Below are 25,764 nucleotides of genomic sequence, written 5' to 3'. Positions count from 1 at the left end.
GACCGGTTCCGACCACGGGGTGAGCGTGCCACGCTGGGCACGACGGACGTGAGGAGAGACCGATGGCCAGATACCTGGTGGGCGTGGACTTCCGGTCGGGGGTCGACGAGACGCCGATGGACGAGTGGACGCCCGAGGAGGTGACGGCGCACCTCGAGTACTACGGGGCGCTCAACGCCGAGCTCGTCGCGAGCGGGGAGCTCGTCGAGACCGTGGTCCTCACGGGCCCCGACCTCGCGAAGGTGGTGCGGTCGGACGGTTCGGCACCGGTCGTGACCGACGGGCCGTTCGCCGAGTTCAAGGAGTGGCTCGCCGGGTACCAGATCGTCGACGTGGAGTCCGAGGCGCGGGCGCTCGAGATCGCCGCGCGGGTCTCGGCCGTGCCCGGGCGCGGAGGGCGGCCCACGCAGCAGCCGATCCAGGTGCGACGGATCATGGACGACTCGCCGTCGGACGCTGCCGAGATGGCTGCGTTCCTCGACACGGCGAAGGGAGCCCGTTGACGTCCGACCCTGCCGTCGAGGACCTGCTGCGCGATCTCGCGCCGCAGGTCCTCGGCACGCTCGCACGCCGCTCGGGCGACTTCGCCGGGGCCGAGGACGCCGTCCAGGAGGCCCTCCTCGCGGCCGTGACGAGCTGGGCCGCGCAGGGCGTCCCAGGGCACCCCCGTGCGTGGCTGCAGCAGGTCGCCTCGCGGCGCCTGGTCGATGCCCAGCGCAGCGAGATCGCTCGCCGCCGGCGCGAGCGGGCGCTCGCGGCGAGCGAGGTGCCGGGCGCCGAGCCCTCCGCGCGCGACGACTCGCTCGCGCTCCTCTTCGCCTGCTGCCACCCGGCGCTCACCCCGCCGTCGGCCGTCGCTCTCACGCTGCGAGCGGTCGGTGGCCTCACCACGCTCGAGATCGCCCGGGCCTTCGGCGTCCCCGAGGCGACCATGGCCCAGCGCATCAGCCGCGCCAAGCAGAAGGTGGCGTCGTCGGGCGAGCCGCTGACCGTGCCGGGCCCCGAGGAGCGGCCCGCGCGTCTGCGGCCGGTCCTGCACGTGCTGTACGTCGTCTTCACCGAGGGGCACACGGCCTCGGCCGGCCCCGCGCTCCAGCGCGTGGACCTGACCGACGAGGCGATCCGCCTGACCCGTCGGCTCCACCAGGAGGTCCCCGAGGACCCCGAGGTGAGCGGCCTGCTGGCCCTCATGCTCCTCACGGACGCCCGACGGCGGGCCCGGACCGACGCGGCCGGCGACGTCGTGCCGCTCGCCCAGCAGGACCGCGCGCGCTGGGACGCCACCCTGCTCACCGAGGGGCTGGCGCTGCTCGACCGGGCGCTCGCGCGCGGCGACGTCGGCGAGTACCAGCTCCAGGCCGCGATCGCCGCGGCGCACGACCGGGCGCAGCGGGCGGAGGACACCGACTGGCCGCAGATCGTCGGCCTCTACGGGCTGCTCGAGCGCATGACGGGCAGCCCCGTGGTCACGCTCAACCGCGCGGTCGCGGTCGCCATGGTCGAGGGACCGGTCGCGGGGCTCGTGGTCCTCGACGGGCTCGGCCCGGTCCCAGGCGACCCGCACCGGGTCGACGTCGTCCGCGCGCACCTCCTGGAACGCGCCGGGCGCCCGACGGCGGCGCTCGAGCACTACCGTCGGGCGGCGGCCCGCGCGACGAGCCTTCCCGAGCAGCGGCACCTGGCCGCCCAGGTTGCGCGCCTGGCAGCGACCGCGGGCTGACCCGCCGCGCACGACCTCCTCGGTGTCCCTAGGCTGGCCCCAGGGCGCCCTCGACCGTCACCTGGACGCCGCCCGCACGAGCGGGCGAGGCACCCGGAGCCGAGGCGGGCACATGAGCACCACACCGGAGGGCGCCGCTCCCGAGTCCACGGGGAGCCGCCGGCTCATGCTGCTGCTCGCGGCGGCGATGTTCGTCCTGGTCGTCGACACGTCGCTCATGAACGTGTCGATCTCGGCGGTCGTCGACGACCTGGGCACCACCGCGAGCGGCGTGCAGTCCGCGATCGCCCTCGAGGCGCTGGTCTCCGCGGCGTTCATCCTCATCAACAGCAAGGTGGGCGACCTGATCGGCCGCAAGCGGGCCTACGTCCTGGGCCTGCTCGCGTACGCGACCGGTGCGCTGGCCATGACGCTCGCGCAGAGCCTCACGGCGATCGTCGTGTTCTGGGCGATCGTGGGTGGGCTGGGCGCGTCGTTGCTGCTGCCCGCGATGCAGTCGCTGATCCACGGCAACTTCTCGGGCACGGACCAGAAGAAGGCGTACGCGCTGGTCGGGGCGTCGGCCGCGATCGCCGCAGCGGTCGGCCCGCTCCTCGGCGGGTTCGTCACGACCTACCTCTCGTGGCGGGTCGGGTTCGCGCTCGAGGTGGTCATCATCGCGGTCGTCCTGAGCCAGATCGGTCTGGTCCGGGACGTCCCGTTCACGGGCTCCCGACAGGTCGACGTCGTGGGCGCGGTGCTGTCCGTGATCGGCATGGGTGGTGTGGTGCTCGGGATCCTCGTCTGGCAGGAGGGCGGCGAGCTCGTGGGCGCGCTCATGGCCGTCGGGGTCGTCGCGCTCGTGCTGCTCGCGCGATGGCTGCAACGCCGCAAGCGTGCGCACCGGGTCCCGCTCCTCGACCCGGACCTGTTCCGCCACCCGCACTTCACGACGGGCGTCACGGGGCAGATGCTGCAGCAGATCACGCTGGGAGGCGCGATGATCGCGCTTCCGCTCTTCTTCCAGATGACCCTCGAGTACGACGCCCTCCAGGCCGGGCTGTCCCTCGCCCCCTTGTCCCTGACGATGTTCGCGGCAGCGGTCGTGGCGGGCAGGCGTTCGGGAGCCCGTCGTCCCGCGGCGATCATCCGCACGGGCTTCCTCCTGGCGAGCATCGGGATCGGGCTCGTCATCCCGTTCGTCCCCCGCGTGGACAGCGGGTGGTACCTCGTCCTCCCGCTCGCGATCACCGGCTGCGGACTGGGCCTGCTGGTGTCGCAGCTCAACAACTACACGCTCGCGCCCGTCGAGGAGGAGCGTGTCAGCGAGGCGGCAGGCGTCAACTCGGCCGCGGGGTCGTTCGGTCTGTCGTTCGGTCTCGCCATGGCCGGGGGCATCATGCTCGCCGCGCTCTCGCTGGGGTTCACGCAGATGACGCAGAGCAGCGAGGTCATCCCGGCCGCCGAGCAGCAGCAGATCGCCGCCACGCTCGAGGAGGACGCGGAGGTCATGAGCACGTCCCGGCTCGCCGAGCAGATCACGGGGCAGCCCCCCGAGGTCGAGGCCGAGGTGCTGGCCATCAACGACCGCGCCCGCAACCGGTCGCTGCAGGTGGCCCTGCTGGTCCCGCTCCTCGCCGGGCTGCTCGGGCTGGCCAACTCGTTCCGTATGCTGCGCCTGCCGGACCAGACGCCCCGCTCGTCGCTCGACGGCCTGGACCTGGGCTGACCGGGCGGGCCTGTCCCCGTGCCGTCACGGTCGCGCCGGGCCGGGGAACCCCGTCCAGCGCAGAGCGGTCGGCAGGTGGGCCATGTCGTTGAGCACCACGAGGGTGGGGGGCAGCCCGGCCCGGTACTCGACGAGCGTGAGCGCGGCGTTGGCGCTGCTCAGGCCGAGCCAGCGCGCGGGCGGCGCGTCCAGGGCGTGCCGCACGAGCCACGCGATCGGGTAGTCGTGCGTGACGAGCACCTCGTGGACGTCGTCGCTGCCGTGGACCGCCGGGTCGGGCGCCGACGCGAAGCGTGCGACCAGCGCGTCGGCGGTCCGGCGCCCCGCGCTCGCCTCGGCCTCGTCCCAGCCGTCGAAGAACCCGGCCCAGGACCGGGGCATCTCGTCGGGCGGCGGGACGTAGGGGACGTGGTCGACGAGCTCGGCAGCCTCGCTCGTGCGCGCCTGCGGCAGATACCTAGCCAGCTCGCGCGCGCTCGCGGCGGCGCGGGGGAGAGGGGAGTGCCAGACGGCCGTCACGGGCACCCGGGCGAGGCGCTCGCCCACCAGCCGCGACTGCCGGCGACCGACGGCGGTGAGCTCGCCGAACGCGTCGGCCGCGCCGTGCCGGACGAGGTAGAGACGACGTGCTCCCACGGACGGTCCTCTCAGGGGTCAGGTGTTCGCGGGAGGTGCAGGAGGCGTCGACGTGCTCGCCCCGTCGTGACCGTGCCGCTCGAACCGTCGACCGTGACGATGCTGCCGTCGGGGATCGACGTGGTCGCCCCGGGGACGCCCAGGACCGCGGGGATGCGGCGCTCGCGGGCCACGATCGCCGCGTGCGACAGCACGCCCCCGGTCTCGGTGACGACCCCTGCGGCGACGTGCAGCAGGGGAGTCCACGCGGGGTCGGTGAACGGGCAGACCAGGATGTCGCCCGGACGCACCCGCGAGAAGTCGGACGCGTCGCGGACGATCCGCGCGGGCCCGGTCGCCGCGCCACGACTTCCCGGGATGCCGGTCAGGACCCCGGCCCCCGGGTCCTGATCCGGCGGAGCGGGCGCCGGTGACCACGAAGGGAGGTCCGCAGTGACGGGCCGGGCCTGCAGGATCCAGAGAGTCTCCCCGGCCAGGGCCCACTCGACGTCCTGGGCACCGCCGAGCGCCTCGACGACGCGCTGCCCCAGGTGGGCGAGCCGTCGGGTGGTCGCGTCGTCGAGCACGGGGCGGTCCCGGTCGTCCGCGCTCACCGGGGTCGCGACGACCCCCGGGCCCCTCCGGTCGAGCCGGGTCCCCTTGCGGCCGACGGTGAGCTCGACGGCACCGTCGCCCCGGACCCGGTAGGAGTCCGGGGCGACCCTGCCCTCGACGACGCTGGGCCCGAGTCCCCACGAGGCCTCGATCTCGGTCACGCCGCCCGGCGCGGCGGGGGCGAACAGGACCCCGGAGGCGTCGGCGTCCACGAGGCGCTGGACCAGGACTGCCATGGATGCGCCGTCCTCCGGAGCGTCCTGCGCGCTGCCTCGGCGGTAGGCGTTCGCCCGCGGCGAGTGCAGCGAGGCCCAGCAGGTGCGCACGGCGTGCGCGACGGCGTCGGGACCCTGGACTGCGAGGACCGACTCGTGCTGCCCCGCGGCCGACGCGCGCGCCGTGTCCTCGCCGGCCGCCGACGAGCGCACGGCGACGGGCGGGTCGCCCAGCGCACGGAGCCCCCGTGCCAGCGCGTCGACCAGGGAAGTGGGGAGCGGGACGTCGGCGTCCGACCGGCCGGGCTCTGCTGCGGGACGCGGCTCCACGAGGCCGTGCACGTCGAGCGGCACGCCGAAGGGGACGACGAACCCGTCGGGCACCGCGAACCCCGCGCGCGCGAGCATCCCGAGCGTGCCTGCCTTGCCTCCGCACGTCTCCCGCTCCGCCTGTGCGAGGGGGATGATCATCCGTACCGCCTTCAACAGATTGTTGACAACAATCTGTTGATTGTGCAGGATCGTCGCATGTCACGCAAGAAGGACCTGGCCAGTGCAGGGCACGAGACGGCGGGTGCCGACCAGGACCAGGCGCGCCGCGAGCACGACGCGCGCACCCACCTCCTGGGCCTCGGTGCGGACACGCTCGCGGACCGCCCGTGGCAGCCTGCCCCCGTGCCGCCGTCGGCCGTGGACCTCGCGCGCTTCGCGCTCTGGCGCTCGTCCGAGCTGGCTCCGACCGACCTGCTCAGCGCGCTCGCGCTCCTGCCCGCGGCCCGGGCGGAGGTGGCCGGGCTCGAGGACGCGCTGTTGTTCACGGCCCGCAGCGCGGGACTGACCTGGGCCCAGATCGCCGACGCGATGGGATTCAACTCGCCGCAGGCGTGCCAGCAGCACTACCAGCGGCTCGCGGCCAAGCAGGAGGAGCGCACGTGACCCAGGACTCGCCCGTCGACCTGCTCGTCCTGCACGCCGTGCGCGTCGTCGGGTTCGCCGACGTCCCGTGGCTCGCCCGCCGGTTCGGGACAGACCAGGACGAGACGGGGGAGCTGCTCGAGGACGCCGAGGCGCGCGGCTGGGTCCAGCGGTCGGCCTTCGCGGGCCTCGCGGGGTGGTCGCTCACGGTCGCGGGGCGCGCCGAGAACGAGCGGCAGCTCGCGGCCGAGCTCACGCGCACGGGGCGCGCCGAGGACGTGAGGGAGGTCCACCGCGACTTCCTCCCGCTCAACGCGCGGTTGCAGCAGGCGTGCACGGCCTGGCAGCTGCGGCCCACGCCCGGCGACCGTCTCGCCGCCAACGACCACACCGACCCGGCGTGGGACGCCGAGGTGCTGGGCGAGCTCGCCGCGCTCGACCGCGCGCTCGCACCGCTCGTGCGACGGCTCGGCGACGTGCTCTCCCGGTTCTCGGGCTATGACGTGCGGTTCGCCGCCGCGCTCCGCCGGGTGCAGGCGGGTGACGGCGGCTGGGTCGACCGCACCGACGTCGAGTCGTGCCACCGGGTGTGGTTCGAGCTCCACGAGGACCTCGTCGCGACGCTCGGCGTCGATCGAGGTCTAGGGGGCTGAGACGGCCGCGCGCCCCGCATGTCCGACCAGGTCACCACCCCGCCCCGCTCGGTCGGTCGAGCGGCGGTATGGCGGCCGGTCGGGGGCCGCTGTGCGCGCCGCGTCCGTGACAGGACGGTCCTCTGACGACCGTAGACGGTGGTGGGGCGACTCGCAGTCCCCAGGGCTGTCCGGGCGCCCCAGAGGCCGGCGGTGCACGTGGAGCGCACGGTGGACGGATCCACATCGGTTTCACCGAGGAGGCTCGAGATGTATCTGCACGTGCAGCGACTGATCAACGACATCGTGGCGGACGAACCCGACCCGGCGGCCGCGAACGCCCTCCAGGAAGGCCTGGGTGGCCAGTTCGGCGAGATGCGGACGATGATGCAGTACCTGTTCCAGAGCATCAACTTCCGCGGCCCGACGGGCAAGCCGTACCGGGACCTGCTCCAGGGGATCGGGACCGAGGAGATCAGCCACGTCGAGCTGATCGGCACGACGATCGCTCGACTCCTCGACGGTTCACCGCGCTACAACGGTAAGAAGACCGACCCCCTGGACACGCCCGGAGCCGGCGGGAAGACACCGCTCGACCTGGCCCTGGGGGAGGGCAACATCCATCACTACCTGGTCGCCGCTCAAGGTGCCCTGCCCGTCGACGCAGCCGGCAACCCGTGGAGCGGCAGCTACGTCTACAACTCGGGGAACCTCGTCCTGGACCTGCTCTACAACCTGATGCTCGAGTCCACGGGACGTCTGCAGAAGTGCCGGATCTACGAGATGACCGACAACAAGACCGCCCGGTCGACGATCTCCTACCTGATCGTCAGGGACCAGGCGCACGAGAACGCCTATGCCCGGGCCCTCGAGACGCTGGGTGTCGACTGGGGCAAGCTGCTGCCCATACCCAAGACGAACGCTGAGAAGTTCCCCGAGGTCAAGAAGCTCGTCGACCTGGGGCTTCAGTCCAAGCAGTACACGTTCGACCTCGAGGGTGCCTCGGAGGCCGGGCGGATCTTCCAGGGGATGTCGCCCTCGAACGACGGGACGGAGCTCGACGCGACCGAGCAGGCCCCGCCCGGCGTGCCGTCGACCATCGCCCGGGAACGGTACGAGGAGTTCTCTCCCGGTCTCGATCCCGAGCTCCTCGCGCTCATCCAGGCGACGGCCGACCTCGAGATGGCCACGGCTGCAGAACCCCTGTTCGCACCGACCAGCAAGGCCTAGCGCACGGGGGACGTGGCGCGTCTCACCACGGCTCGCGCTGCAAGGTCTCTGCCACGCGGCCACGATGGAGGAAGCGCACTGCGCTGAAGAAGGCTGAAGGAACGAGCATCGAGGAGGACTACATGGCTGTCCGCAAGGAGCTGCCCGAGTACACCGTCCCGTCGCTGACCCTGGAGGACGGCGGGAAGGTCGCCGCGATCCTGCAGGGGCGTCTCCACGCGCTCAACGATCTGGCGCTGACGCTCAAGCACATCCACTGGAACGTTGTGGGGCCGCACTTCATCGCGGTCCACGAGATGATCGACCCGCAGGTCGATGCCGTCCGCGAGATGGTGGACAGCACGGCCGAGCGCATCGCGACCCTGGGCGTCCCGCCGCGCGGCACGCCGGGCGCGATCGTCGCCGAGCGCACCTGGGAGGACTACAGCCTCGGCCGTGCGTCGACGATCGCCCATCTCGGTGCCCTCGACGAGGTCTACCGGGGCGTCATCGCCGACCACCGCCAGGCCGCCGCCGACACCGAGGACCTCGACACCGTGACCAACGACCTCCTGGTCGGTCACCTGCGCGACCTCGAGCTGTTCCACTGGTTCGTCCGCGCGCACCTCGAGTCCTCGGGCGGCGAGCTCTCGACCTCGGGCGCGACGACCGAGACCGGTGCCGCTCGCAAGGCGGAGGCCGCAGCCAAGAAGGAAGCCTGACCGACGACGCGCCGTCCCCCTGCTCGCACCTGCGGGCAGGGGGACGCGTCGTCCCTGGACCCGTGCGATGGTGACGGGGCCGGCGCGTCCGGGAGGCGCCGTCGGCCCGGTACGCGGCCGGCTCAACCGACCCGAGATGCCGGCACGAGATCCTCCCGCAGGTGCCGCGCGTAGCCGCCGGGAGTGCGACCCGTCGAGCGGCCCGACGTCAGGACGCAGCCCGCGTCCGAGGCGACGACACGGGCGCCCGCGAGCCGGGCGCGCTCCACCAGGCCCACGTCCTCGTGCTCGGCGACCCCCGGAAACCCGCCCGCCGCGAGATAGACGTCCGCGCGGATCCCCAGGTTGGCGCCGTGCACGTGCCCGTTCGCGTGGCCCGGGGCGTGGGTCGCGACCCATGCCTCGCGCTGCTCCGCAGAGAGGTCCGCGAAGTCCGGGCGCACCGTGCCGATCACCACGTCCGCGCCGTCCTCGGCCAGATCGAGCTGGTGGGTCAACCACCGTGCGGGGACAGCAGAGTCCGCATCGGTGCTGACGACCCAGGAGCCTGACCCACCCGGGCCCAGTCGCTCGAGTGCTGCGGCGACGCCCGAGGCGCGTGCTGCTCCGACCCTGCGGTGGCACGTCTCGATCACGGTGAACGGTGCAGCTCTCGCGATCCTCGCCGAGCCGTCCACGCAGTCGTCGAGGACGATCACGACCTCGACCCGGACCGTGGGCCGCGCGCTCCTCAACGCTCCGACGGCCACCCCCAGCGCGGCGAGGCACCGGGGCAGCAGCGATTCCTCGTCGTTCACCGGGACGACGACGGCGAGCCCCGTCACCCGGTCCGCCGGGGTCATGCGAGACCCTCCGCGGTGGCCACGGACACGGCAGGGGGGCGGACGAGGACGTCGAGCACGAAGTCCTGCTCGAGGTGACGTGCGAGCCGGGCGAGACCAGGTCGGGCGGCCAGGGCGGCGTGCACCTCGTCCCCGCCGAGCGGGTACCCGGCGACCGGGTGCCGCCAGTGGCAGGCGACCAGCACGCCGTCGTCGCTCATGGACTCCAGGGCCCGGTCGATCACCGTTTCCAGGTCGGTTGCGCTGAAGTAGTAGCCGACCTCGGAGAGGACCACGAGGTCGAACCGCCCCGGGGGCCACTCTCGCGGCACCTCGAGGCGCAAGAGCTCCACGGCCTGCCCGAGACGCCTGCGGGCCGCGTCGAGCGGAGCCTGCGCGAGGTCGACACCCGTCATCCGGTCGCACCGGGCGGCCAGGGAGGCCGTCAGGACCCCGGTCGAGCAACCGATCTCCACCCCGGCCCGGAAGCGAGGCCGAGGCAGCGCGGCGAGCGTCAGATCCCGCTTCCTCCTCTCGTACCACCGGGTCTCGAACCCCCACGGATCGCTCCGCCCCCGGTAGAAGTCGTCGAAGAAGGCCACCGGAAGAGTCTCCGCCGTGGTCCTGGCGGCAGCCTGGACGGGGGCAGCGCCCCGCGGCTCGTCCGCGACGAAGACCTCCACCTCACGCTCGGCGCGCAGGAGCATCTCGGGGCCGACCACCGCGGCGTCTCGGGGGTCGGGCGAGAGGGGACTCACCTGGGACCGGTACGCCGACACGGCCCGGGACTTGGCGGCCCTCTCGTCCGGTGTGAGCGTCAGCCGTCTCATCGTCACCTGGTCGCTGACGTCATCGGGAGAGGCCCAGTGCCACCACCAGATCGGGTACTGCACCAGCTGCGCATCCTGTTCCGCAGCGACCGCGGCCGCTACCTCGCCCGCGATGCGGTGGTCGCGGTGTCCGTCCCCGCGCCACGGCGCGCACAGCAGCAGCCGGCCCGGTGGGGCCACGGTGGGCGCTCTGTCGCTCGGTCCGACCGAGACCAGCACCTTGCTCAGCTCCTGGTGCAGCGCGGCCCGATGCTCGCGCAGGCCGCCGTCGGGCAGGCCCAGGAAGCGCACGTCGGCGTCTGGTGCCAAGCAGGCGACCGCCTCGACAAGCTCGAGGCGACGCCGTGCTGCGAGGTCCGCCGGAGAGTGGGTCGGGGAGCCGGGGTGCGACCCCTCGCCGTCCGTCGCGACGACCACGGTGACAGGAGTTCCTCGGCGCGAGGACCGTACCAGGAGGCCCGCGGCCCCGAGCGCCTCGTCGTCGGGGTGCGCAGCGAGCACGACGAGGTGCGGGGTGGCCGCGGACACCACGAGTGGGGGCAGACGGTCGAGGAACCCGCTGGCGCGCCACGCGGCCTCGCTGGTCCCGGCGTCCCGGTGGTCGAACCTCACCACGGTGCGCTCGTGCGGGCGACGAGATCACGTCCGAGCGAGGCGTCGTCGCGCTCGGCATGGTGCTGGCGCACGTAGAGCGTGAGGTCGGCGAGCCGGCGCGCGTAGCCCTCGTCGACGGTCATCGGCCCTGGACCCAGAGCGTGGGAGCAGTGCTTCACCGTCTCGTCCACGGCCCGGACCACGACACCTCGCGCTCGACGGGCGAGCACCCCCGGCGCGAGCGCCTCGGTCGTGGCCTCGTCGACGAGTCGGCTCACCTCTGCGAGCGAGGCCCGGGCGCCCGAGAGAGCGACGTCGACCGCGCCCAGGTGGGCGAGCGCGAGCTGATCAGGGTCTCGACGCTGCGTCGACGCGAAGAGCTCGCGTGCCAGGCCCACGGCCCCGCCCCACCAGCAGGCGGCGACACCGATGCCGCCCCACGCAAAGCCCGGCCGCTCGAGGTACCACCCCGGGCCGCCGACAGGCACCGCGGGGGCCGCCCGCAGACGCACGGGCGCACTGACGATCTCCGGGAGCCCTCGAGCCACCCACGGTCCCGGGTCGGGGCTGACCTCCGGCGCCCGGAGGTCGAGGGCGAACAGCCGACGTCCGTCCCCGGCCCATGCGGTCACGAGTGCGTGGGAGAGGGAGGCGGCGAGCGAGCACCACGGCTTGGTGCCGGTCAGCTGCCAGCCTTCGGTCGACCGTGCCGCCTCGAGGCGTACCCCGGGCCCCTCGGCGGCGAAGACCCCCCAGGTGCTGTCCTCGTCGGCGCCGATCGAGGCCAGGTCCACGCCACCGGGGACCTGGGCAAGGATCGAGAGGGCGTCGAGGTGCGGCTCGAGCACGCGGGCCACCCCGACGTCCACCGCTGCGGTCGAGGCGAGCAGCTCCCAGGGCTCGAGCACCCCTCCGGTGCTGGCGACGGGGACGGTCCGCCCGACGCGGGCCGCCCAGGCGAGGGCCGGGCCGACGTCTCCCCGCAGGACGGGGACGTCGGCGAGTGCCGCCGTCAGTCGGAGAGCCCGCCCGGCGTCCGGGCGGGAGGGGTCGAGCACGACGGCGGTGGGCCGCGCCGTGGTGGGCAGTGCGGTCAAGGCGACTCCAGAAGGGTTCGAGGTCTCCGCACCGTAGGCCGGGTCGCGACGGCTCGCACGCGGCAGGGACATGTCCTGCGTCGCCGAGAGGGCGACCTTGACACCCTGCCGTGTGTGAGCGCTAACATGCAGCAGACCGGACGGGGGAGATACCCGGGGCAGGCCACCATGCGCACGGCGCGCCGTCGGGTTGTCGGACGTTCATGCACGGGGCTCGAACGCTCCCGCACTGCACATCGCGGGCATGCCCGAGCCCGCACGCTCGACCGGTCAGAGCTCGTGACCTGCACCAGCGGGACCTGCGAGCTCCCCGCAACGTCCGGCCCGTCAGCTGTCGACGGGCCGGTTCCGAACACTGTCGTTCGAACGGAAGAGAGCACGATGAGCACGCACAGAGAAGCGGTCGTCACGCGCCGACCGAGACCGCACCCGGGAGCACGCGCCGTCGCGGCGCTCCTCGGGGCCGCACTGGTCCTCACGGGCTGGGCGCCCGTCGCCGCAGCCGCCGACGCCGGCCTGCCCGCCCCGGTCCTGGACCTGCGCTTCGAGGGGGACCTCGCCGACGTCTCGCCCGCGGCGCACCCGGTCGTGGCCAAGGGGCACGCGGGCTCGACGACGACGAACCTGGGCTGGGTCCCGGGGGTCGCCGAAGGGTCGCAGGCCGTCGAGCTGGGAGGCAGCACGTTCCTCGACCTCGGGGCGTCGACCGACCTGCAGCCCGAGGACCTGACGCTGTCGTTCTGGCTGCGACCCACGGGGAAGATGACCGGTGAGCAGGTCGTGAGCTGGAACAAGGGCGCGTACAACTCGGACGGCTGGTACCTGTCCTCGGAGTCGGACACGTCGCCGCTCGCGCTGTCGATCGGCCCGGCGTCGGGCCAGCCGTACAAGGTCCGGGTGGCCTCGGCCGACCGCGCGTCGTTCCTCCCCGCGGACGAGTGGACGCACCTCGTGGTCACGTATGACGCGGCGACCAAGGACGTGGCGTTCTACCGCAACGGTGAACAGGTCCCGGTGACCGTCGCGAGCCCGATCGGCTCGGGCGGCGCGACCGGTGTCCTGGGCTCGTCGCCCACGCTGCCCAAGACGATCGGGTTCAACGGTCCGTCCTACAACGGGTCCTACCTGCGGGCGGGGCTGGACCAGTACCGCCTGTACGACGGCGTCGCGTCGCTCGCCGACGTCGTCGGGCTCTACGAGGAGTCCGGACGGGTGATCGACCGCGAGGCGGTCGCGCAGGCCGACGCCGACGGGCTCTCGCTGCCCGAGCGGGTCACGGTCGCGCTCGTCCTCGCGGCAAGGGGCTCGCGCGGCTCGACCATCACGTGGGAGTCGTCGGCTCCCGACGCCGTCGCGACCGACGGCACCGTGACCCGGCCCGCCGAGGGCCAGGACGACGCCGAGGTCACGCTGACCGCCACGGCGCGGTACCTCGACGGGCCGCCCGTGACCCGCGAGCTCCACGTGGTGGTCCCCGCGCTGGTGTCGATGGACCCTCTCGAGAACAGCGGCCTGCCCACGGTCCTGCTGTCCGACGACTTCTTGAACAACGCCGCGTCCAAGGAGCAGGACTACCTCCTGAGCCTGAGCTCGGAGAAGTTCCTCTACGAGTTCTACAAGGTCGCCGGTCTCGAGCCCACGACCCCCCAGGGGTACGGCGGCTGGGAGCGCAGCGACGCCGTGAACTTCCGCGGCCACGCGTTCGGGCACTACATGTCGGCCCTCGCGATGTCTTACTCGGGCACGCCCGACGGGGCCACCAAGGACGCGCTGTCGGCCGAGATCGTCGCGGCCGTCGACGGCCTCGAGCGGGTGCAGGACGCCTACGGGGCGGCCCATCCGGGCAGCGCGGGCTACGTCTCGGCGTTCCGCGAGAGCGTCCTGGACCAGGTCCAGGGCACCGGGCCCTCGGACGAGAACGTGATCGTGCCCTGGTACAACCTGCACAAGGTGCTGGCGGGCCTGCTCGACGTCGCGGAGTACGTCGACGGGCCCACGGGGGACAAGGCGCGCGAGATCGCGACCGGGTTCGGCCTCTACGTGTCCGGTCGGGTCGCGAAGCTACCGAGCACCGACGTGCTGCTGCGCACCGAGTACGGCGGCATGAACGAGGCGCTCTACGAGCTGTTCGACCTCACGGGTGACGTCCGCATCAAGGACGCCGCCGAGGCGTTCGACGAGGTGACGCTCTTCCGACAGCTCGCGTCGGGCCAGGACGTCCTGGCGGGCAAGCACGCCAACACGACGATCCCCAAGCTCATCGGTGCGCTCAAGCGGTACACGGTGTTCACGCAGAACCCCGAGTACTACGACCTGCTGACCCCGCAGGAGAAGGAGGAGCTGCCGATGTACCTCGCGGCGGCCGAGAACTTCTTCGACATCGTGGTCGAGCACCACACCTACGTGACCGGGGCCAACAGCCAGTCGGAGCACTTCCACGCGGCCGACTCGTTGTTCGACCGGGCCGCGAACCAGGGGACCCGCGCCAACGCGGAGACGTCCGAGACCTGCAACGAGTACAACATGCTCAAGCTGTCGCGCGAGCTCTTCCGGCTGAGCAAGGACGTGCGGTACGCGGACTACTACGAGAACACGTTCATCAACACGATCCTCGCCTCGCAGAACCCCGAGACAGGCACCACGACGTACTTCAACCCCATGGCGCCGGGGTACCACAAGGTGTTCAACCTGCCCTTCACCGAGTTCTGGTGCTGCACGGGCACGGGCATGGAGAACTTCTCCAAGCTCGGTGACTCGATCTACTTCACGGGCGAGGGGTCGGTCTACGTCAACATGTTCTTCAGCTCGACGTTCGAGCACGCGGAGCAGAACCTGGTGCTGACCCAGACCGCGAACCTCCCCAACGAGGACACGGTCCGGTTCACGGTCGGGGCGCTCGACGGCGGAGCGGTCGCCGAGGGCACCGCGCTGCGCCTGCGCGTGCCCGACTGGATCGCGGGCGAGCCGGCCGTGACCGTCAACGGCGCCGCAGTCACCCCGACGCTCTCGCGCGGGTACGTGGTCCTGACGGACGTGCGCGCAGGCGACGTGATCGAGTACACGATGCCGCTCGACGTCACGCTGCACAGCACGGCCGACAACGAGAGCTTCGTGGCCTTCAAGTACGGGCCCGTGGTGCTCAGCGCGGGGCTCGGCACCCGGGACCAGGGGGGCTCGGTGGGCACGGGGATCCTCGTGCGCATCTCGACGTTCGACCCGGACGCGCAGACGACCATCACCACGGCGGGCATGGACGCGGCCACCTGGAAGGAGCGCCTCGCGGAGAACGTCGTGCGCATCGAGGACTCGGCGGCCGGCGACGTCCAGTTCGTCCTGAAGAACACCTCGGACGCGGGCGACCTGGTGTACGCCCCGCACACCTCGCGCTGGGACGAGCGGTACGGGATCTACATGAACCTCGAGGAGCCCGACGGCCAGGCCGCGCAGGACCGGATCCTGCGTGCCAAGCAGGAGGAACGCGCGAAGGACCTGACGATCGACAGCCTCACGAGCTTCGACAACAACAACTTCGAGAACGCGAAGAACCTGCGCTCGAGCGCGTCGGGCGTCGGGGTCTTCGCGGGGCGCCAGTACCGCGACGCCCAGGCGGGCGGGTGGTTCAGCTACGACCTGGTGATCGACCCGGGCGCGGACGAGAACTACCTGGGGGCGACGTTCTACTCGGGCGACCGCGGGCGCAGCTTCGACGTGTACGTCGACGACGTGCGGCTCAAGACCGTCACCGTGACCGACAAGGCCGAGAACAAGGACGAGCAGGGCTTCTACGTCGACTCGACCGAGATCCCGGCCCGGTTCCTCGAGCTCGGCCCGGACACCCGCTACAAGAAGGACAGCAGCGGGAACCTCGTCCTGGACGAGGACGGTCAGAAGATCCCCGTCGTCACGGTCCGCTTCCAGTCGACCGGTGGTCTGGTCGGCGGGCTGTTCGGGGTCCGGACGGACCGCTCGGCGGTGTTCGACAGCACCCCGGAGCTCTCGGCGCTCTCGTTCGACACGGGGGTCCTCGCGCCGGAGTTCTCGCCCGCGCGTGCGCAGTACGAGCTGCGCGTCGCACCGGGGACGACGGCGGTCACGCTCGACGCCGACCCGCACGTGGCGAGCGGACTGGTCAGGGTCGACGGGATCCTGGTCGACGACACGATCGGGCGCCGGGTCGCCCTCGCGAGCGACGGTGGCCCGACGACGCTCGAGATCACGGCGGTCGCGCAGGACCACACCACGTCGATGACGTACACGGTGACGATCGTCGCGGCCGACGAGCCGGCCGAGACGGTCGAGGTCGCGGTCGACGTCACGCCGCGCTGCGTCGCGGGCAGGGCCCAGCTCGCGGTGCGGGCCGTCAACGGTGAGGCGGTGCCGGTCGACGTGAAGTTCACGACGGCGTCGGGCGCGAAGTCCTTCACCGGGGTCGCGCCGGGCAAGAGCGCGTCCCAGACGTTCGCCGTGCGGACCGCGAGCCTGGCCGCGGGCAGCGTGAGCGTCACGGCGAGCGCGGTCCTCGACGGCTCGGCCGTGACGAGCGTCGTCGAGGTCGAGCACGACGCGCTCACCTGCGGCTGACGGCCGGGCGCGTCGGTGCGGCCGGGCAGACGTCCCGGCCGCACCGGCGCGCGGCCGTCGGTTCCGATCCAAAGCCACGGCCCGACGGCGTGCCCCGGCACCCCGCGTCCGTCCGGGGACCGGGGACCGGGGACCGGGGGTACCCGCGCCTCGCGGCCCGTGCCCGGACGAGTCAGGACGCGGGCGACATGCCCGCGGTCGGGTCCTGCGCCCGCCCGGGCGCCTGCTCGGAGGCGGTGTGCCCGACGTCCGCGTGCCGGCGCGTCGGCCACCAGAACGCGCGCCCCTCGAGCGCGGACAACGCCGGGACCAGCAGCGGGGCCATGAGGAACGCCGCGACGACGATCCCCACCGCGACCCCGAACCCGAGCTCGGCCAGGTTCGCGATGCCCGTGAGCATGAGCGAGGCGAACGTGCAGGCCAGGATGATCCCGGCCGCCGCGGCCGTGGGCGCGTCGTGCGTGATCGCGGTGCGCGCAGCCTCGCGCGCGCCGGCCCCGGCCCGGTACTCCTCGTGCATGCGCGCGGCGATCAGGATGTTGTAGTCGGTGCCGATCGCGACGACGAACAGGTACAGCACGATCGGGATCGAGAAGTCGATGCCCCCGTACCCCAGGGCGTGCAGGTAGAGCAGGACCACGGCGCCGAGCGTCGCGGTGAAGGTCAGGGCCACGCACACCAGCAGGTTGACCGCCCCGAGCAGCGCGGTCAGGAGCAGGCCGAGGATCACCACGATGATGACCGCGGCGATCGGGAAGACGCGCCCGGTGTCGGCGCGGAGCTGGTCGCGCACGTCGACGAACGCGGACGTCTGGCCGCCCACGTAGACCTCGGCCCCCGGGACCGACCCGTGCGCCGCCTCGCGCAACGGGCCCTCGACGGTCGCCATGGCCGCGCCGGAGTACGGGTCGTCCGCGAGCACCACGGTCACCAGGGCGGCCGTGCCGTCGGTCGTGACGGAGGGCGGGGCGACGGTCGAGACGCCGGGCACCGCGGCGAGGTTCGTGGCGAGGGTCGTCAGTGCGGTCGGGTCCAGCGGAGCGGACCCCACGACGTAGACCTGCGTGGGGCTCAGGGCACCGGCCGGGAACGACGCGTCGAGCGTCGTGTAGGCCTGGCGCGAGGCGGTGCTCGCGGGGAGCTCGTCGAGCGTGTCGTACGTCGCCTGGTAGCCCGAGGCGAACAGCGTCAGGACCACGAGCACGGCGCCCACCCCGAGCGCGGGCACGACGGGGCGGCGCGCCGTGAACCCTCCCACCGCCGCGAACGGGCTGCGCGCGGGCTCGCGGCCAGGACCGAGCGGCCAGAACAGCGACCGGCCGAGCAACGCGAACAGGGCGGGGATCAGCGTCAGCGCGGTGAGCAGCATGACGGCCACGGCCACGATCAGCCCCGGCGCCAGCGTGCTCAAGGACTCGAGCCGCGCGAACAGCAGCGCCGCGAACGCGCCGATCACGGTCAGTGCCGACGAGGCCACGACGCGCCCGACGACCCCCACCGAGACCTCGAGCGCCTCGCGGTGCGTCTCGCCGCGGCGCAGGTGCTCGCGGTAGCGGAACAGGACGAACACGATGTAGTCGGTGCCGACGCCGAACAGGACCACCACGAGGATGGGCTGCAGGGTGTCGCTCACCTGGAAGTCGAGCAGGTCGGCCAGCAGGGCCGTGAGGCCCGTGACGACCGAGAGCACGACGCCGATCACGACGATCGGGATCACCGCGATCAGGGGGCTGCGGAAGACGAGTCCCAGGAGCAGGACGATGAGCAGCACGGTCGCGATCGTGATCGTCCGCTCGGCGCTCGCGTAGGCCGAGGTCGTGTCGACCTGGATCGCGGCGTTGCCCGTGAGCGCGCTCGTGAGCCCGGTCCCCGCGAGCGCCTGGTCGGACGCGGTCCGCAGCGCCGGGACGGCGTCGTCGACGGCCTCGTCGCCCGGCTGTCCGTCGAACGCGACCGACAGCGCCGCGGTCAGCCCGTCCGTCGAGAGGGACTGCGGGGTCTCCTGCACCGAGACGACGCCGGGGATCGCGTCGGTGCCCAGCGTGGTCGCGAGTCCCGCGACGGTGGTCTGGTCCGCGGCGGTCAGGGCCGCGCCGTCGTCGCGGACGACGACCAGGCTGCCGGTGGCCCCGGACTGCGCCGGGAAGCTCGCATCGCCCGCGGCCTGGGCCTCGACCGACTCGAAGGTGCTCGGCAGGAACGACTGCTGGTTGCCCGTGGTGTAGTCGTCGAGGCTCGGCGCGAACACGATGACTGCGGCCGCCAGGACGATCCAGGTGCCGATGACGCGCCACGGGTGAGCGATCACCGTTCGAGCGATGCTGCCGAACATGGGCGTGCCTTCCCCTCGGGAGGATCCCGGGTACTCGACCTCTCCAGGGTGGCACCGGCGGATGGGCACGACAACCGGGGGAGCCCGGGGACCCCCGGGGCCCCCGGGCGCCCCCCGGGTCAGGGTCCGGCGGGCCCCTCGAGGAGCGCCGCACGGATCGCCTCGACGCCGATCCGCACCTCCTCGAAGCTCGTGGACAGCGGGGACAGGCCGAGCCGCAGCCCGTCGGGTCGGCGGAAGTCCGGGACGACGCCCTGCTGCCACAGCCGCGGGACCACGCGCTCGAACTCCGCATGGTCGATCGTGACGTGGCTGCCGCGCCGGTCCGCGTCGCGGGGTGAGGCGACGGCGACCCCGAGCGGGACCAGCAGCTCGTCCACGAGGTCGAGCGCGAGCTCGGTGAGTCGGACCGACTTGGCCCGCACACGCTCCATCCCGGCGTGGGCGAGCAGGTCGAGCATGTCCTGCATCGCGAGCATCCCCACGACGGCGGGCGTCCCGCTCAGGAACCGCCGCACCCCCGGGTGGGGTGCGTACTCGGGGCCCATCTCGAACGGCGCGGCGCTGCCCATCCAGCCCTGGATCGGCTGGGTCAGCGTCGCCTGCAGGTCCGCGCGGACGTAGCCGAACGCGGGGGACCCGGGGCCACCGTTCAGGTACTTGTAGGTGCAGCCCGCGGCGAGGTCGACGTCCCAGGCGTCGAGCTCGACCGGGACGGCCCCCGCCGAGTGGCACAGGTCCCACAGCACGAGCGCCCCGGCGTCGTGGGCGAGGCGCGTGATCGTCGCGGCGTCCGCGAGGTGCCCGGAGCGGTAGGCGACGTGGCTGAGCAGCACGAGCGCGGTGCGCGGCCCGACGGCGTCCGCGACCTGCTCGGCGGTCACGCCGCCGTCGTGGGCCGGTGCGATCCAGCGCAGGGTCGTGCCCCGCTCGGCCGCGACGCCCTGGAGGACGAAGCGGTCGGTCGGGAAGTTCCCGCTGTCGAGCACGATCTCGGTGCGGTCCGGGCGGGCCTCGAGCGCCGCGCGCACGAGCTTGTAGAGGATCACGGTCGTCGAGTCGCCCACGAACGTCTGGCCGGGCGCGGCCCCGAGCGCGGTCGCCCCGATCCGGTCGCCGACGCTCAGCGGCAGCTCGTACCAGGACTCGTCCCAGCCGCGGATCAAGCGGGCTCCCCACTGCTCGGTCGCGAAGCGCGCCAGTCGGTCGGCGCTCGCGTGCGTCGGGCGCCCGAGCGAGTTGCCGTCGAGGTAGGCCACGACGTCGTCGGACGCGACGAACGCGTCCCGGAAGGGCGCGAGCGGGTCCGAGGCGTCGAGCAGGGCGGCGCGCTGCGCGGGAGTGCTCGTGGGTACCTGCGGGGAGGCGGCGGGGGAGTCGGTCACGGGTGGGTCCTCCGGGGGGTCTCGAGGGCGAGCCCGGCGGAGCCGGGCCGGTGCGTGAGGTCGTCGGGGACGAGGACCGTGGCGCGTGCGAGCCAGGCGACGAGGTCCTCGGGGGAGGCGTCCGGACCAAGGGCTTCGCCGGGCACGTAGGTGAACGCCGCCCCCGTCGGGGTCGATGTCAGGGCGCGCAGCAGGCCGTCGGCCGTGAGGCCCGCGGCACCGAGCGCGAGCAGCTCGCGCGGGTCGATCCCCGCCGGGAGCGGGCCGTTGCCCTGGTCGGTGCCGTAGACGACCGTCCCGCCGGCCGCGGCGAACCGCGTCAGGTTGTCGATCGCGACGTCCTGCTCGCGGGTCGGGCTCGCCCAGCCGTGGACGTCGAGCGTGCTGATCCACTGCTGCGTGCGAGCCATCGCGCCGACCAGGTCGTCGGGCAGGCGTTCGCTGAAGGGCGCGTGGGCCAGCCGGTCGATCCCGGCCTCGTGCGCGCGCCGGGCCTGCCGCTCGCCCTCGACGTGCGCGACGACGGGCCGACCGTGCGCGCGGGCCCGGGTGAGGATCGCGCCCAGGGTCTCGTCGTCGAGCTCGGGACCTGCGCCCGGGTGCAGCACGACCTTGAGGAAGCTCGCTCCCGCCGCGACCTGGCGGTCGACCGCGGCCACGGCACGTTCGGGGCCCGTGACCTCCTCGACCGCGCCGGGCGGGGCCCAGGACCGGTCGGACGGATACCCGCCGGGGGCCGTGAGGAAGGCTCCGGCGTAGCGGACGGCGGGCAGTCCCGGTGTCCCGGTCAGCCTCGCGAGGACCCGGGGGTCCCCGCCCAGGTCGTCGACCGCGGCCAGGCCACCCCGGCGCAGGGCCGCAGGGTCGACCAGGGCCAGGTGGACGTGCGCGTCGGTCAGACCCGGGAGCACCGTGCCCGCAAGGTGAAGGTCCGGCGCCGGATCCGCACCCCTCGCGGTCCGCAGGCCGCGCGCGGTGGCGACGAGCGCCGTCGGGCCCGACCACCCCTCGCCCCGCTCCCAGCGGGCGTCGACGGTGAGACCGACGGCGCTCGCGGTGCTGTCGGCTCCGCCGGACCCCGCGCGGCCGCCCGTCACCGCGGGCCGATCTCGGTGCGCACCGCGAAGAGCTCGGGGAAGAACGTCAGGTCGAGGGCCTTCTCGAGGAAGCCCACGCCGCTCGACCCTCCCGTACCGCGCTTGGTGCCGATGATGCGCAGCACGGTCTTCATGTGCCGGAAGCGCCAGAGCTGGAAGTTGTCCTCGAGGTCGACGAGCTCCTCGCAGCTCTCGTAGGCGAGCCAGTCGGCCTCGGGGTCCTCGTAGATCGCGCGGAAGGTCTCGACGAGGTCCTCGTCCAGGGAGTGCGCCTGCGTGACGTCCCGCTCGAGGACCCTGGCGGGCACGTCGTGCCCGTGGCGCGCGAGGTAGCGCAGGAACTCGTCGTAGACGCTCGTCTCGTGCAGGAGCCGCTCGAGCAGGTCGTGCGCGGCCGGGTCCGAGGCGAACACCGTCAGCATGCGTGCGTTCTTGTTGCCCAGCAGGAACTCGACCGCGCGGTACTGGTGGGACTGGAACCCCGACGAGCTGCCCAGGAAGCCCCGGAACTGCGCGTACTCGCTCGGGGTGAGCGTCGCGAGGACCGACCACTGCTCGGTCAGCGTGCGCTGGACGTGCTTGACCCGGGCGATGCGCTTGAGCGCGGACTGCAGGTCGTCGGCCGCGATGAGCTCGCGCGCCGAGGCCAGCTCGTGCAGGACCAGCTTGAGCCAGAGCTCGGTCGTCTGGTGCTGGACGATGAAGAGCATCTCGTCGTGGTGGACGGGCGCGCTGACCGGGACCTGGGCGTCCAGGAGCGTGTCCAGGTGCAGGTAGGTGCCGTAGGTCATGCGGTCGCGCAGGTCGGTCACGATGCTCGGCTCGAGGGGTCGCTCGTTGCTGGACGACGGCGTTGTCATGGATCGAGACTAGGGCGCCGCGGCGCCCGCGTCAGCGTTTCGTGCGGGCAGCGGTGCCGACGTAGGGTCGCCGGGTGACGAGCGGAACCGGGCGGGCGACGAGCATCGAGGTCGCGTTCCTCGACGACCTCGCGGACGACGCGCCCTCGCGCGCAGAGCTGCTGCGCGCTCTGCGCGACGTCACGGACGCTCCTGGTCAGGACGTGTTCTCGGCGTCCGCCGACCAGATCCTCACGCTCGCCGAGGCCGACCCCGACCGGCACGTGCTGGTCGTCCGGCGCGACGGCCAGGTCGCCGGGGTCGGCGTCCTGCACCCGGGTGGCGCGTCGGACGAGATGCTCGACCGGCTCGACGGCGCCCGCCCGCAGGACGTCGTCGTCTTCCGCGGCTTCCTCGTCGACCGGCACCACCAGGGGGTCGGGGTCGGGTCCTCGGTGGCCGCGGCGCTCCCGGCGCTCGTGGCCCGCCTGGCCGAGCGGCTCGGCAGGGGACCCTTTGCGTCGGTCGTCCTCGTCGTCGACGCGGACAACGCCGCCGGGCTGCGCGCCTACGCCCGTGCCGGGTTCGTCGACCGCGGCGCGTACCTCGACGCGGCCGGCCGGACGCAGCACGTCATGGCGCTCGCGGTCGTCTAGGCAGCGCTCGGGGCGTCGCCGTCGTCGCCGTCGTCGGGCGACCGGCTCCGACGGGACCGGGCGGGCGCGGCGTGACGGTGCTCACGTGAAGCCCTTTCGTGAAGCGCATCCGGTACGCCTGTCTTAGCCTGCACCCAGGGTCGGGCAGACGCCGTAGGAACCGTGACGGGAGTGCCTCATGACACGAGCAGTGGTGACCGGGGTCGGTGCGGTGACACCGCTGTCGTCGACCGCGCCGGGGACGTGGGGCGCACTGCTCCGCGGTGAGCAGGGGGTCGGTGCCCTCGACGACGTGTGGGCCCGGGAGCTGCCCGTGCGCATCGCGGCCCGCGTGGACGACGCGTTCGCCGACACCCTGGGCGTGCGGATCAGGCGACGCACCGACCGCGCCGAGCAGCTCGCGCTCGTCGCGGGCCGCGAGGCCTGGGAGGACGCGGGCCGCCCCGACGTCGACCCCACGCGCCTCGCGGTAGCCGTCGGCTCGGCCAACGGCGGGATCGCCACGACGCTCGAGCAGAGCCGCGTGCTCCAGACCCAGGGGCACCGACGGGTCTCGCCGCACGCCGTGACCATGCTCATGGCCAACGGGCCCGCGGCCTGGCTCTCGATCGACCTGGGAGCCCAGGCCGGGGCGCGGGCTCCTGTCAGCGCGTGCGCGGCGGGGCTCGAGGCGATCCTCATGGGCCGCGAGATGATCCTCGCGGGCAGCGCCGACGTGGTCGTGTGCGGGGGAGTCGAGGCGGGGGTCCAAGAGTTCTCGATCGCCGCGTTCGCCCAGGCGCGCGCGATGTCGACGCGCAACGACGAGCCGGGGCGGGCGTCGCGCCCGTTCGACGCGGCCCGCGACGGGTTCGTCATGGGCGAGGGCGCGTCGATCGTCGTCCTGGAGAGCGAGGAGCACGCCCGCGCCCGCGGCGCGAGGGTCCTGGGCGCGGTCTCCGGCGCCGCGCTCACCTCCGACGCGTTCGACATCGTGGGCGGCGACCCCGCCAACCAGGCGCGCACCGTCTCGCTCGCGTTGCGCTCGGCCGGTCTGGCGCCCGGCGACCTGGGCCTGGTCCACGCGCACGCCACCTCGACGCCCGTCGGCGACCTCAACGAGGCGGCCGCGCTGCGGGCCGCGCTGACCGACCCACCTCCCGTGACGTCGACCAAGGGGGCGACGGGGCACCTCCTGGGCGCCTCGGGATCGCTCGGGGTCGTCGCGGCGCTGCTCGCGCTGCGCGAGGGCGCCGTCCCGCCCACGCTCAACGTCGACGAGCTGGACCCCGCGGTCGACCTCGACGTGGTCCACGGCGTGGCGCGCCCGACGACGGCGCGCCACGCCCTGGTCAACGCGTTCGGGTTCGGCGGCCACAGCGCGAGCGTCGTGGTCTCGTGCGACTGAGCGGCGAGACGGGGTGAGCTGTGCCGGCCCGCGGGGACCGATGAGTTCGCGCACCGGGCGCGGTCCCCACCGCCGGAACCATCCGCGCAACAGCAGCAGGAGGTCGGCCATGGGTCGGGTAGTCGTCGTGAGCTTCATCAGCATCGACGGGGTGGTCCAGGCGCCCCTGTCGCCCGACGAGGACCGCGACGGCGGCTTCGACCGCGGCGGCTGGGTCCCCCCGCTGAGTGACGACACGGTCGATGCGTTCATGCAGGCGGCGACGGTCGGCGCCGCGGGCATGCTGCTGGGGCGCCGGTCCTACGAGATCCTCCGGGACGCCTGGGCGCAGGCGGACGACTCCGAGCCGGCGATCGCTGCCATGAACCGCATGCCGAAGCACGTCGTCTCGTCGGCGCTCTCGCCCGCCGACCTCACCTGGCGAAACTCTCACCTGGTCGGCGCCGACCTGCCCCGCGTCGTCACGGACCTCACGGGCCGCTCCGAGGACGGCGATCTCGTCGTCCTTGGAGCGGCGACCCTGGTCCGCGCCCTGGCCGAGCACGACCTCGTCGACGAGTACCGCCTGCTGGTCTTCCCGATCGTCCTGGGGTCCGGGAAGCGCATGTTCGACGAGCGCGCCCGCCTGGCCCGCTTCACGCTGACCGAGAGCGTCGTCTCGCCTCGCGGGGTCGTCATCCTCACCTACGTGCGGGGTGCCTCCGACTGAGCAGCGGCTCGCCCGGCACCGAGCAGGTCGCCCGGGCGGCAGGCCTCAGGCCCGGCGTCCCTTCCGCGTCGTGCCCCGACGGGGCTGCGGCCGCTGACCTCCGGCGCGCGGTGCCGCAGCGGGTCCTGCGGGCCCGTTCGGCTCGGTGCGCTCTGCCGCCGGGGCCTCCTGAGCGGGGCTGCCCGGCGAAGGGGCCCGGCGCGACCGCGACCCGTCCTGCTCGCCCGACGTCACGAGGCGTCCGATCACGAGCTGCTGCCCGAGCCCCCACAGCGACGACGTGGCCCAGTACAGGACGACGCCGACGGGGAAGCCCACGGCCACCACGGCCGAGACCGCCGGCAGCACGAACGCGAGCGTCCCCTGCTGCCGCGCGAGCGGGTTCGTGGGGTCGGCGGGCGGGTTGTTGCGTGCGCTGAACCGCTGGGTCAGGACCTGCGCGGCGTACATGAGGACGATCAGGACGGCGGGCACCAGGACCCCTGCCAGGCCGCCGGAACCGCCCAGCGCACCGGTCAACGTGCCGGACAGCGGGGCGCCGAGGAGCGTGGCGGCGTCGGCCTGGCGGACCAGGTCGCCCGTGAGAGCGCCGACGGGCGTCTGACGCCCGATCCCGGAGAGCACCGAGTACAGCGCGAACAGGACCGGCGCCTGGACCAGGAGGGGCAGGCAGCCCGCGAGCGGGTTCGCCCCGGTACGGGCCATGAGCTCCTGCTGCTCGCGTCGGGCCGCGTCGCGGCTCGCCGCGTCGGTCCTGCCGCGGTACTTCTCCTGGATGCGGCGGATCTCGGGCGAGGCCAGCCGCATGGCGCGCATGCCTCGGACCTGGGTCACCACGAGCGGGACGAGCAGGAGCTTGACGACCACGACGAGGCCGACGATCGCGAGGCTCCACCCGGCGCCCCCGGCGGGGTCGAGGCCCAGGGCGGTCAGGGCGCTGTGGAGGTGGACGAGGATCCAGGCGACCACGAGCTGGAGCGGGTGGACGAGGGTGGAGAGGGCATGGGTGAGGGTGTCGAGGACGGGCACGGCGGACTCCTGCGGGACGGAGGGGAGGGGAGCGTGGAGCTCCCGCGCCGCGTCAG

The 25,764-nt window shown here is 73.3% G+C and carries 21 protein-coding genes; 11 read left to right on the top strand and 10 right to left on the bottom strand.

The window, feature by feature from the left end; genetic code table 11:
• Positions 1–62 precede the first annotated feature (62 nt).
• The 3 genes from ASE15_RS13705 to ASE15_RS13695 all read left to right on the top strand — a co-directional run bounded on the left by ASE15_RS13705 (position 63) and on the right by ASE15_RS13695 (position 3,428).
• The gene (locus tag ASE15_RS13705) at positions 63–503 is read left to right on the top strand and encodes a YciI family protein (protein ID WP_056763704.1); all 441 of its coding nucleotides are present in this window, start codon (positions 63–65) and stop codon (positions 501–503) included.
• Positions 500–1,720 carry an RNA polymerase sigma factor gene (locus ASE15_RS13700; protein WP_056763702.1) on the top strand — a complete coding sequence of 407 codons (1,221 nt, stop codon included), beginning with the start codon at positions 500–502 and terminating at the stop codon, positions 1,718–1,720. The genes ASE15_RS13705 and ASE15_RS13700 overlap by 4 nt, the downstream gene beginning before the upstream one ends.
• A 112-nt stretch (positions 1,721–1,832) precedes the next feature.
• Positions 1,833–3,428, top strand: coding sequence for an MFS transporter (locus tag ASE15_RS13695; protein ID WP_056763700.1), 1,596 nt, complete (start codon positions 1,833–1,835; stop codon positions 3,426–3,428).
• Positions 3,429–3,452: 24 nt separating this feature from the next.
• On the opposite strand, the gene ASE15_RS13690 is transcribed toward ASE15_RS13695, so the two are convergent.
• Together ASE15_RS13690 and ASE15_RS13685 are read right to left on the bottom strand one after the other, a co-directional pair.
• Positions 3,453–4,064, bottom strand: coding sequence for a histidine phosphatase family protein (locus ASE15_RS13690; protein WP_056763698.1), 612 nt, complete (start codon positions 4,062–4,064; stop codon positions 3,453–3,455).
• 11 nt (positions 4,065–4,075) lie between these two features.
• Positions 4,076–5,344 carry a PEP/pyruvate-binding domain-containing protein gene (locus ASE15_RS13685; protein WP_056651767.1) on the bottom strand — a complete coding sequence of 423 codons (1,269 nt, stop codon included), beginning with the start codon at positions 5,342–5,344 and terminating at the stop codon, positions 4,076–4,078.
• 57 nt (positions 5,345–5,401) lie between these two features.
• Here ASE15_RS13685 and ASE15_RS13680 point away from each other — a divergent pair, with 57 nt between their 5' ends.
• From ASE15_RS13680 to ASE15_RS13665, 4 genes are all read left to right on the top strand, one after another.
• Positions 5,402–5,809, top strand: coding sequence for a hypothetical protein (locus tag ASE15_RS13680; protein WP_056651770.1), 408 nt, complete (start codon positions 5,402–5,404; stop codon positions 5,807–5,809).
• Entirely contained in the window at positions 5,806–6,441 is a 636-nt protein-coding gene (locus ASE15_RS13675; protein WP_056651772.1) for a hypothetical protein, read from the top strand. The genes ASE15_RS13680 and ASE15_RS13675 overlap by 4 nt, the downstream gene beginning before the upstream one ends.
• 249 nt (positions 6,442–6,690) lie before the next feature.
• Complete coding sequence (locus tag ASE15_RS13670) at positions 6,691–7,650, top strand: manganese catalase family protein (RefSeq protein WP_056651775.1); 960 nt, start codon at positions 6,691–6,693, stop codon at positions 7,648–7,650.
• A gap of 122 nt (positions 7,651–7,772) precedes the next feature.
• Entirely contained in the window at positions 7,773–8,351 is a 579-nt protein-coding gene (locus tag ASE15_RS13665; RefSeq protein WP_056763696.1) for a Dps family protein, read from the top strand.
• A 122-nt stretch (positions 8,352–8,473) separates the two neighbouring features.
• Here ASE15_RS13665 and ASE15_RS13660 read toward each other — a convergent pair whose 3' ends face one another.
• From ASE15_RS13660 to ASE15_RS20870, 3 genes are read right to left on the bottom strand one after another with little or no spacing between them, the layout of a single operon-like run.
• The gene (locus ASE15_RS13660; RefSeq protein WP_056763694.1) at positions 8,474–9,193 is read right to left on the bottom strand and encodes a glycosyltransferase family 2 protein; all 720 of its coding nucleotides are present in this window, start codon (positions 9,191–9,193) and stop codon (positions 8,474–8,476) included.
• Positions 9,190–10,617 (bottom strand): bifunctional PIG-L family deacetylase/class I SAM-dependent methyltransferase, encoded by a 1,428-nt coding sequence (locus ASE15_RS13655; RefSeq protein ID WP_056763691.1) that lies wholly within the window; start codon positions 10,615–10,617, stop codon positions 9,190–9,192. The genes ASE15_RS13660 and ASE15_RS13655 overlap by 4 nt, the downstream gene beginning before the upstream one ends.
• Complete coding sequence (locus ASE15_RS20870; protein WP_157277219.1) at positions 10,611–11,693, bottom strand: acyl-CoA dehydrogenase; 1,083 nt, start codon at positions 11,691–11,693, stop codon at positions 10,611–10,613. Before ASE15_RS20870 ends, ASE15_RS13655 begins: the two co-directional genes overlap by 7 nt.
• 381 nt (positions 11,694–12,074) lie before the next feature.
• Here ASE15_RS20870 and ASE15_RS13645 point away from each other — a divergent pair, with 381 nt between their 5' ends.
• A complete protein-coding gene (locus ASE15_RS13645) occupies positions 12,075–16,274 on the top strand; it encodes a beta-L-arabinofuranosidase domain-containing protein (RefSeq protein WP_056763689.1) in 4,200 nt (1,399 codons plus the stop codon).
• 172 nt (positions 16,275–16,446) lie between these two features.
• Here the strand turns inward: ASE15_RS13645 and ASE15_RS13640 are convergent, their stop codons facing one another.
• The 4 genes from ASE15_RS13640 to ASE15_RS13625 form a co-directional block, all read right to left on the bottom strand.
• A complete protein-coding gene (locus ASE15_RS13640; protein ID WP_056763688.1) occupies positions 16,447–18,606 on the bottom strand; it encodes an MMPL family transporter in 2,160 nt (719 codons plus the stop codon).
• A 119-nt stretch (positions 18,607–18,725) separates the two neighbouring features.
• The gene (gene kynU / locus ASE15_RS13635; protein WP_056763686.1) at positions 18,726–19,991 is read right to left on the bottom strand and encodes a kynureninase; all 1,266 of its coding nucleotides are present in this window, start codon (positions 19,989–19,991) and stop codon (positions 18,726–18,728) included.
• The gene (locus tag ASE15_RS13630) at positions 19,988–21,088 is read right to left on the bottom strand and encodes an amidohydrolase family protein (RefSeq protein WP_056763684.1); all 1,101 of its coding nucleotides are present in this window, start codon (positions 21,086–21,088) and stop codon (positions 19,988–19,990) included. Before ASE15_RS13630 ends, kynU begins: the two co-directional genes overlap by 4 nt.
• Entirely contained in the window at positions 21,085–21,948 is an 864-nt protein-coding gene (locus ASE15_RS13625) for a tryptophan 2,3-dioxygenase (protein ID WP_056763682.1), read from the bottom strand. Before ASE15_RS13625 ends, ASE15_RS13630 begins: the two co-directional genes overlap by 4 nt.
• A gap of 74 nt (positions 21,949–22,022) precedes the next feature.
• Between ASE15_RS13625 and ASE15_RS13620 the strand changes: the two genes are divergently transcribed.
• The 3 genes from ASE15_RS13620 to ASE15_RS13610 all read left to right on the top strand — a co-directional run bounded on the left by ASE15_RS13620 (position 22,023) and on the right by ASE15_RS13610 (position 24,679).
• A complete protein-coding gene (locus ASE15_RS13620; protein WP_056763679.1) occupies positions 22,023–22,583 on the top strand; it encodes a GNAT family N-acetyltransferase in 561 nt (186 codons plus the stop codon).
• Between the two features lie 178 nt (positions 22,584–22,761).
• Positions 22,762–23,970 carry a beta-ketoacyl synthase gene (locus ASE15_RS13615; protein WP_056763677.1) on the top strand — a complete coding sequence of 403 codons (1,209 nt, stop codon included), beginning with the start codon at positions 22,762–22,764 and terminating at the stop codon, positions 23,968–23,970.
• Between the two features lie 109 nt (positions 23,971–24,079).
• A complete protein-coding gene (locus ASE15_RS13610; RefSeq protein WP_056763676.1) occupies positions 24,080–24,679 on the top strand; it encodes a dihydrofolate reductase family protein in 600 nt (199 codons plus the stop codon).
• Positions 24,680–24,724: 45 nt separating this feature from the next.
• On the opposite strand, the gene yidC is transcribed toward ASE15_RS13610, so the two are convergent.
• Positions 24,725–25,708 (bottom strand): membrane protein insertase YidC, encoded by a 984-nt coding sequence (gene yidC / locus ASE15_RS13605; RefSeq protein ID WP_056763674.1) that lies wholly within the window; start codon positions 25,706–25,708, stop codon positions 24,725–24,727.
• Positions 25,709–25,764 lie beyond the last annotated feature (56 nt).

The sequence above is a fragment of the Oerskovia sp. Root22 genome, from assembly GCF_001429135.1.
GTDB lineage: Bacteria > Actinomycetota > Actinomycetes > Actinomycetales > Cellulomonadaceae > Oerskovia > Oerskovia enterophila.
The sequence above is the reverse complement of the archived record's forward strand: the minus strand, read 5'-3'. Positions and strand labels throughout refer to the sequence as shown.

What these genes read in the sequence shown, in the direction of transcription:
- ASE15_RS13705 (WP_056763704.1), top strand. Translation starts at nt 63, where the DNA reads ATGGCCAGATACCTGGTGGGCGTGGACTTCCGGTCGGGGGTCGACGAG.
- ASE15_RS13695 (WP_056763700.1), top strand. Translation starts at nt 1,833, where the DNA reads ATGAGCACCACACCGGAGGGCGCCGCTCCCGAGTCCACGGGGAGCCGC.
- ASE15_RS13685 (WP_056651767.1), bottom strand. Translation starts at nt 5,344, where the DNA reads ATGATCATCCCCCTCGCACAGGCGGAGCGGGAGACGTGCGGAGGCAAG.
- ASE15_RS13680 (WP_056651770.1), top strand. Translation starts at nt 5,402, where the DNA reads ATGTCACGCAAGAAGGACCTGGCCAGTGCAGGGCACGAGACGGCGGGT.
- ASE15_RS13670 (WP_056651775.1), top strand. Translation starts at nt 6,691, where the DNA reads ATGTATCTGCACGTGCAGCGACTGATCAACGACATCGTGGCGGACGAA.
- ASE15_RS13665 (WP_056763696.1), top strand. Translation starts at nt 7,773, where the DNA reads ATGGCTGTCCGCAAGGAGCTGCCCGAGTACACCGTCCCGTCGCTGACC.
- ASE15_RS13660 (WP_056763694.1), bottom strand. Translation starts at nt 9,193, where the DNA reads ATGACCCCGGCGGACCGGGTGACGGGGCTCGCCGTCGTCGTCCCGGTG.
- ASE15_RS13645 (WP_056763689.1), top strand. Translation starts at nt 12,075, where the DNA reads ATGAGCACGCACAGAGAAGCGGTCGTCACGCGCCGACCGAGACCGCAC.
- ASE15_RS13640 (WP_056763688.1), bottom strand. Translation starts at nt 18,606, where the DNA reads ATGTTCGGCAGCATCGCTCGAACGGTGATCGCTCACCCGTGGCGCGTC.
- ASE15_RS13625 (WP_056763682.1), bottom strand. Translation starts at nt 21,948, where the DNA reads ATGACAACGCCGTCGTCCAGCAACGAGCGACCCCTCGAGCCGAGCATC.
- ASE15_RS13615 (WP_056763677.1), top strand. Translation starts at nt 22,762, where the DNA reads ATGACACGAGCAGTGGTGACCGGGGTCGGTGCGGTGACACCGCTGTCG.
- ASE15_RS13610 (WP_056763676.1), top strand. Translation starts at nt 24,080, where the DNA reads ATGGGTCGGGTAGTCGTCGTGAGCTTCATCAGCATCGACGGGGTGGTC.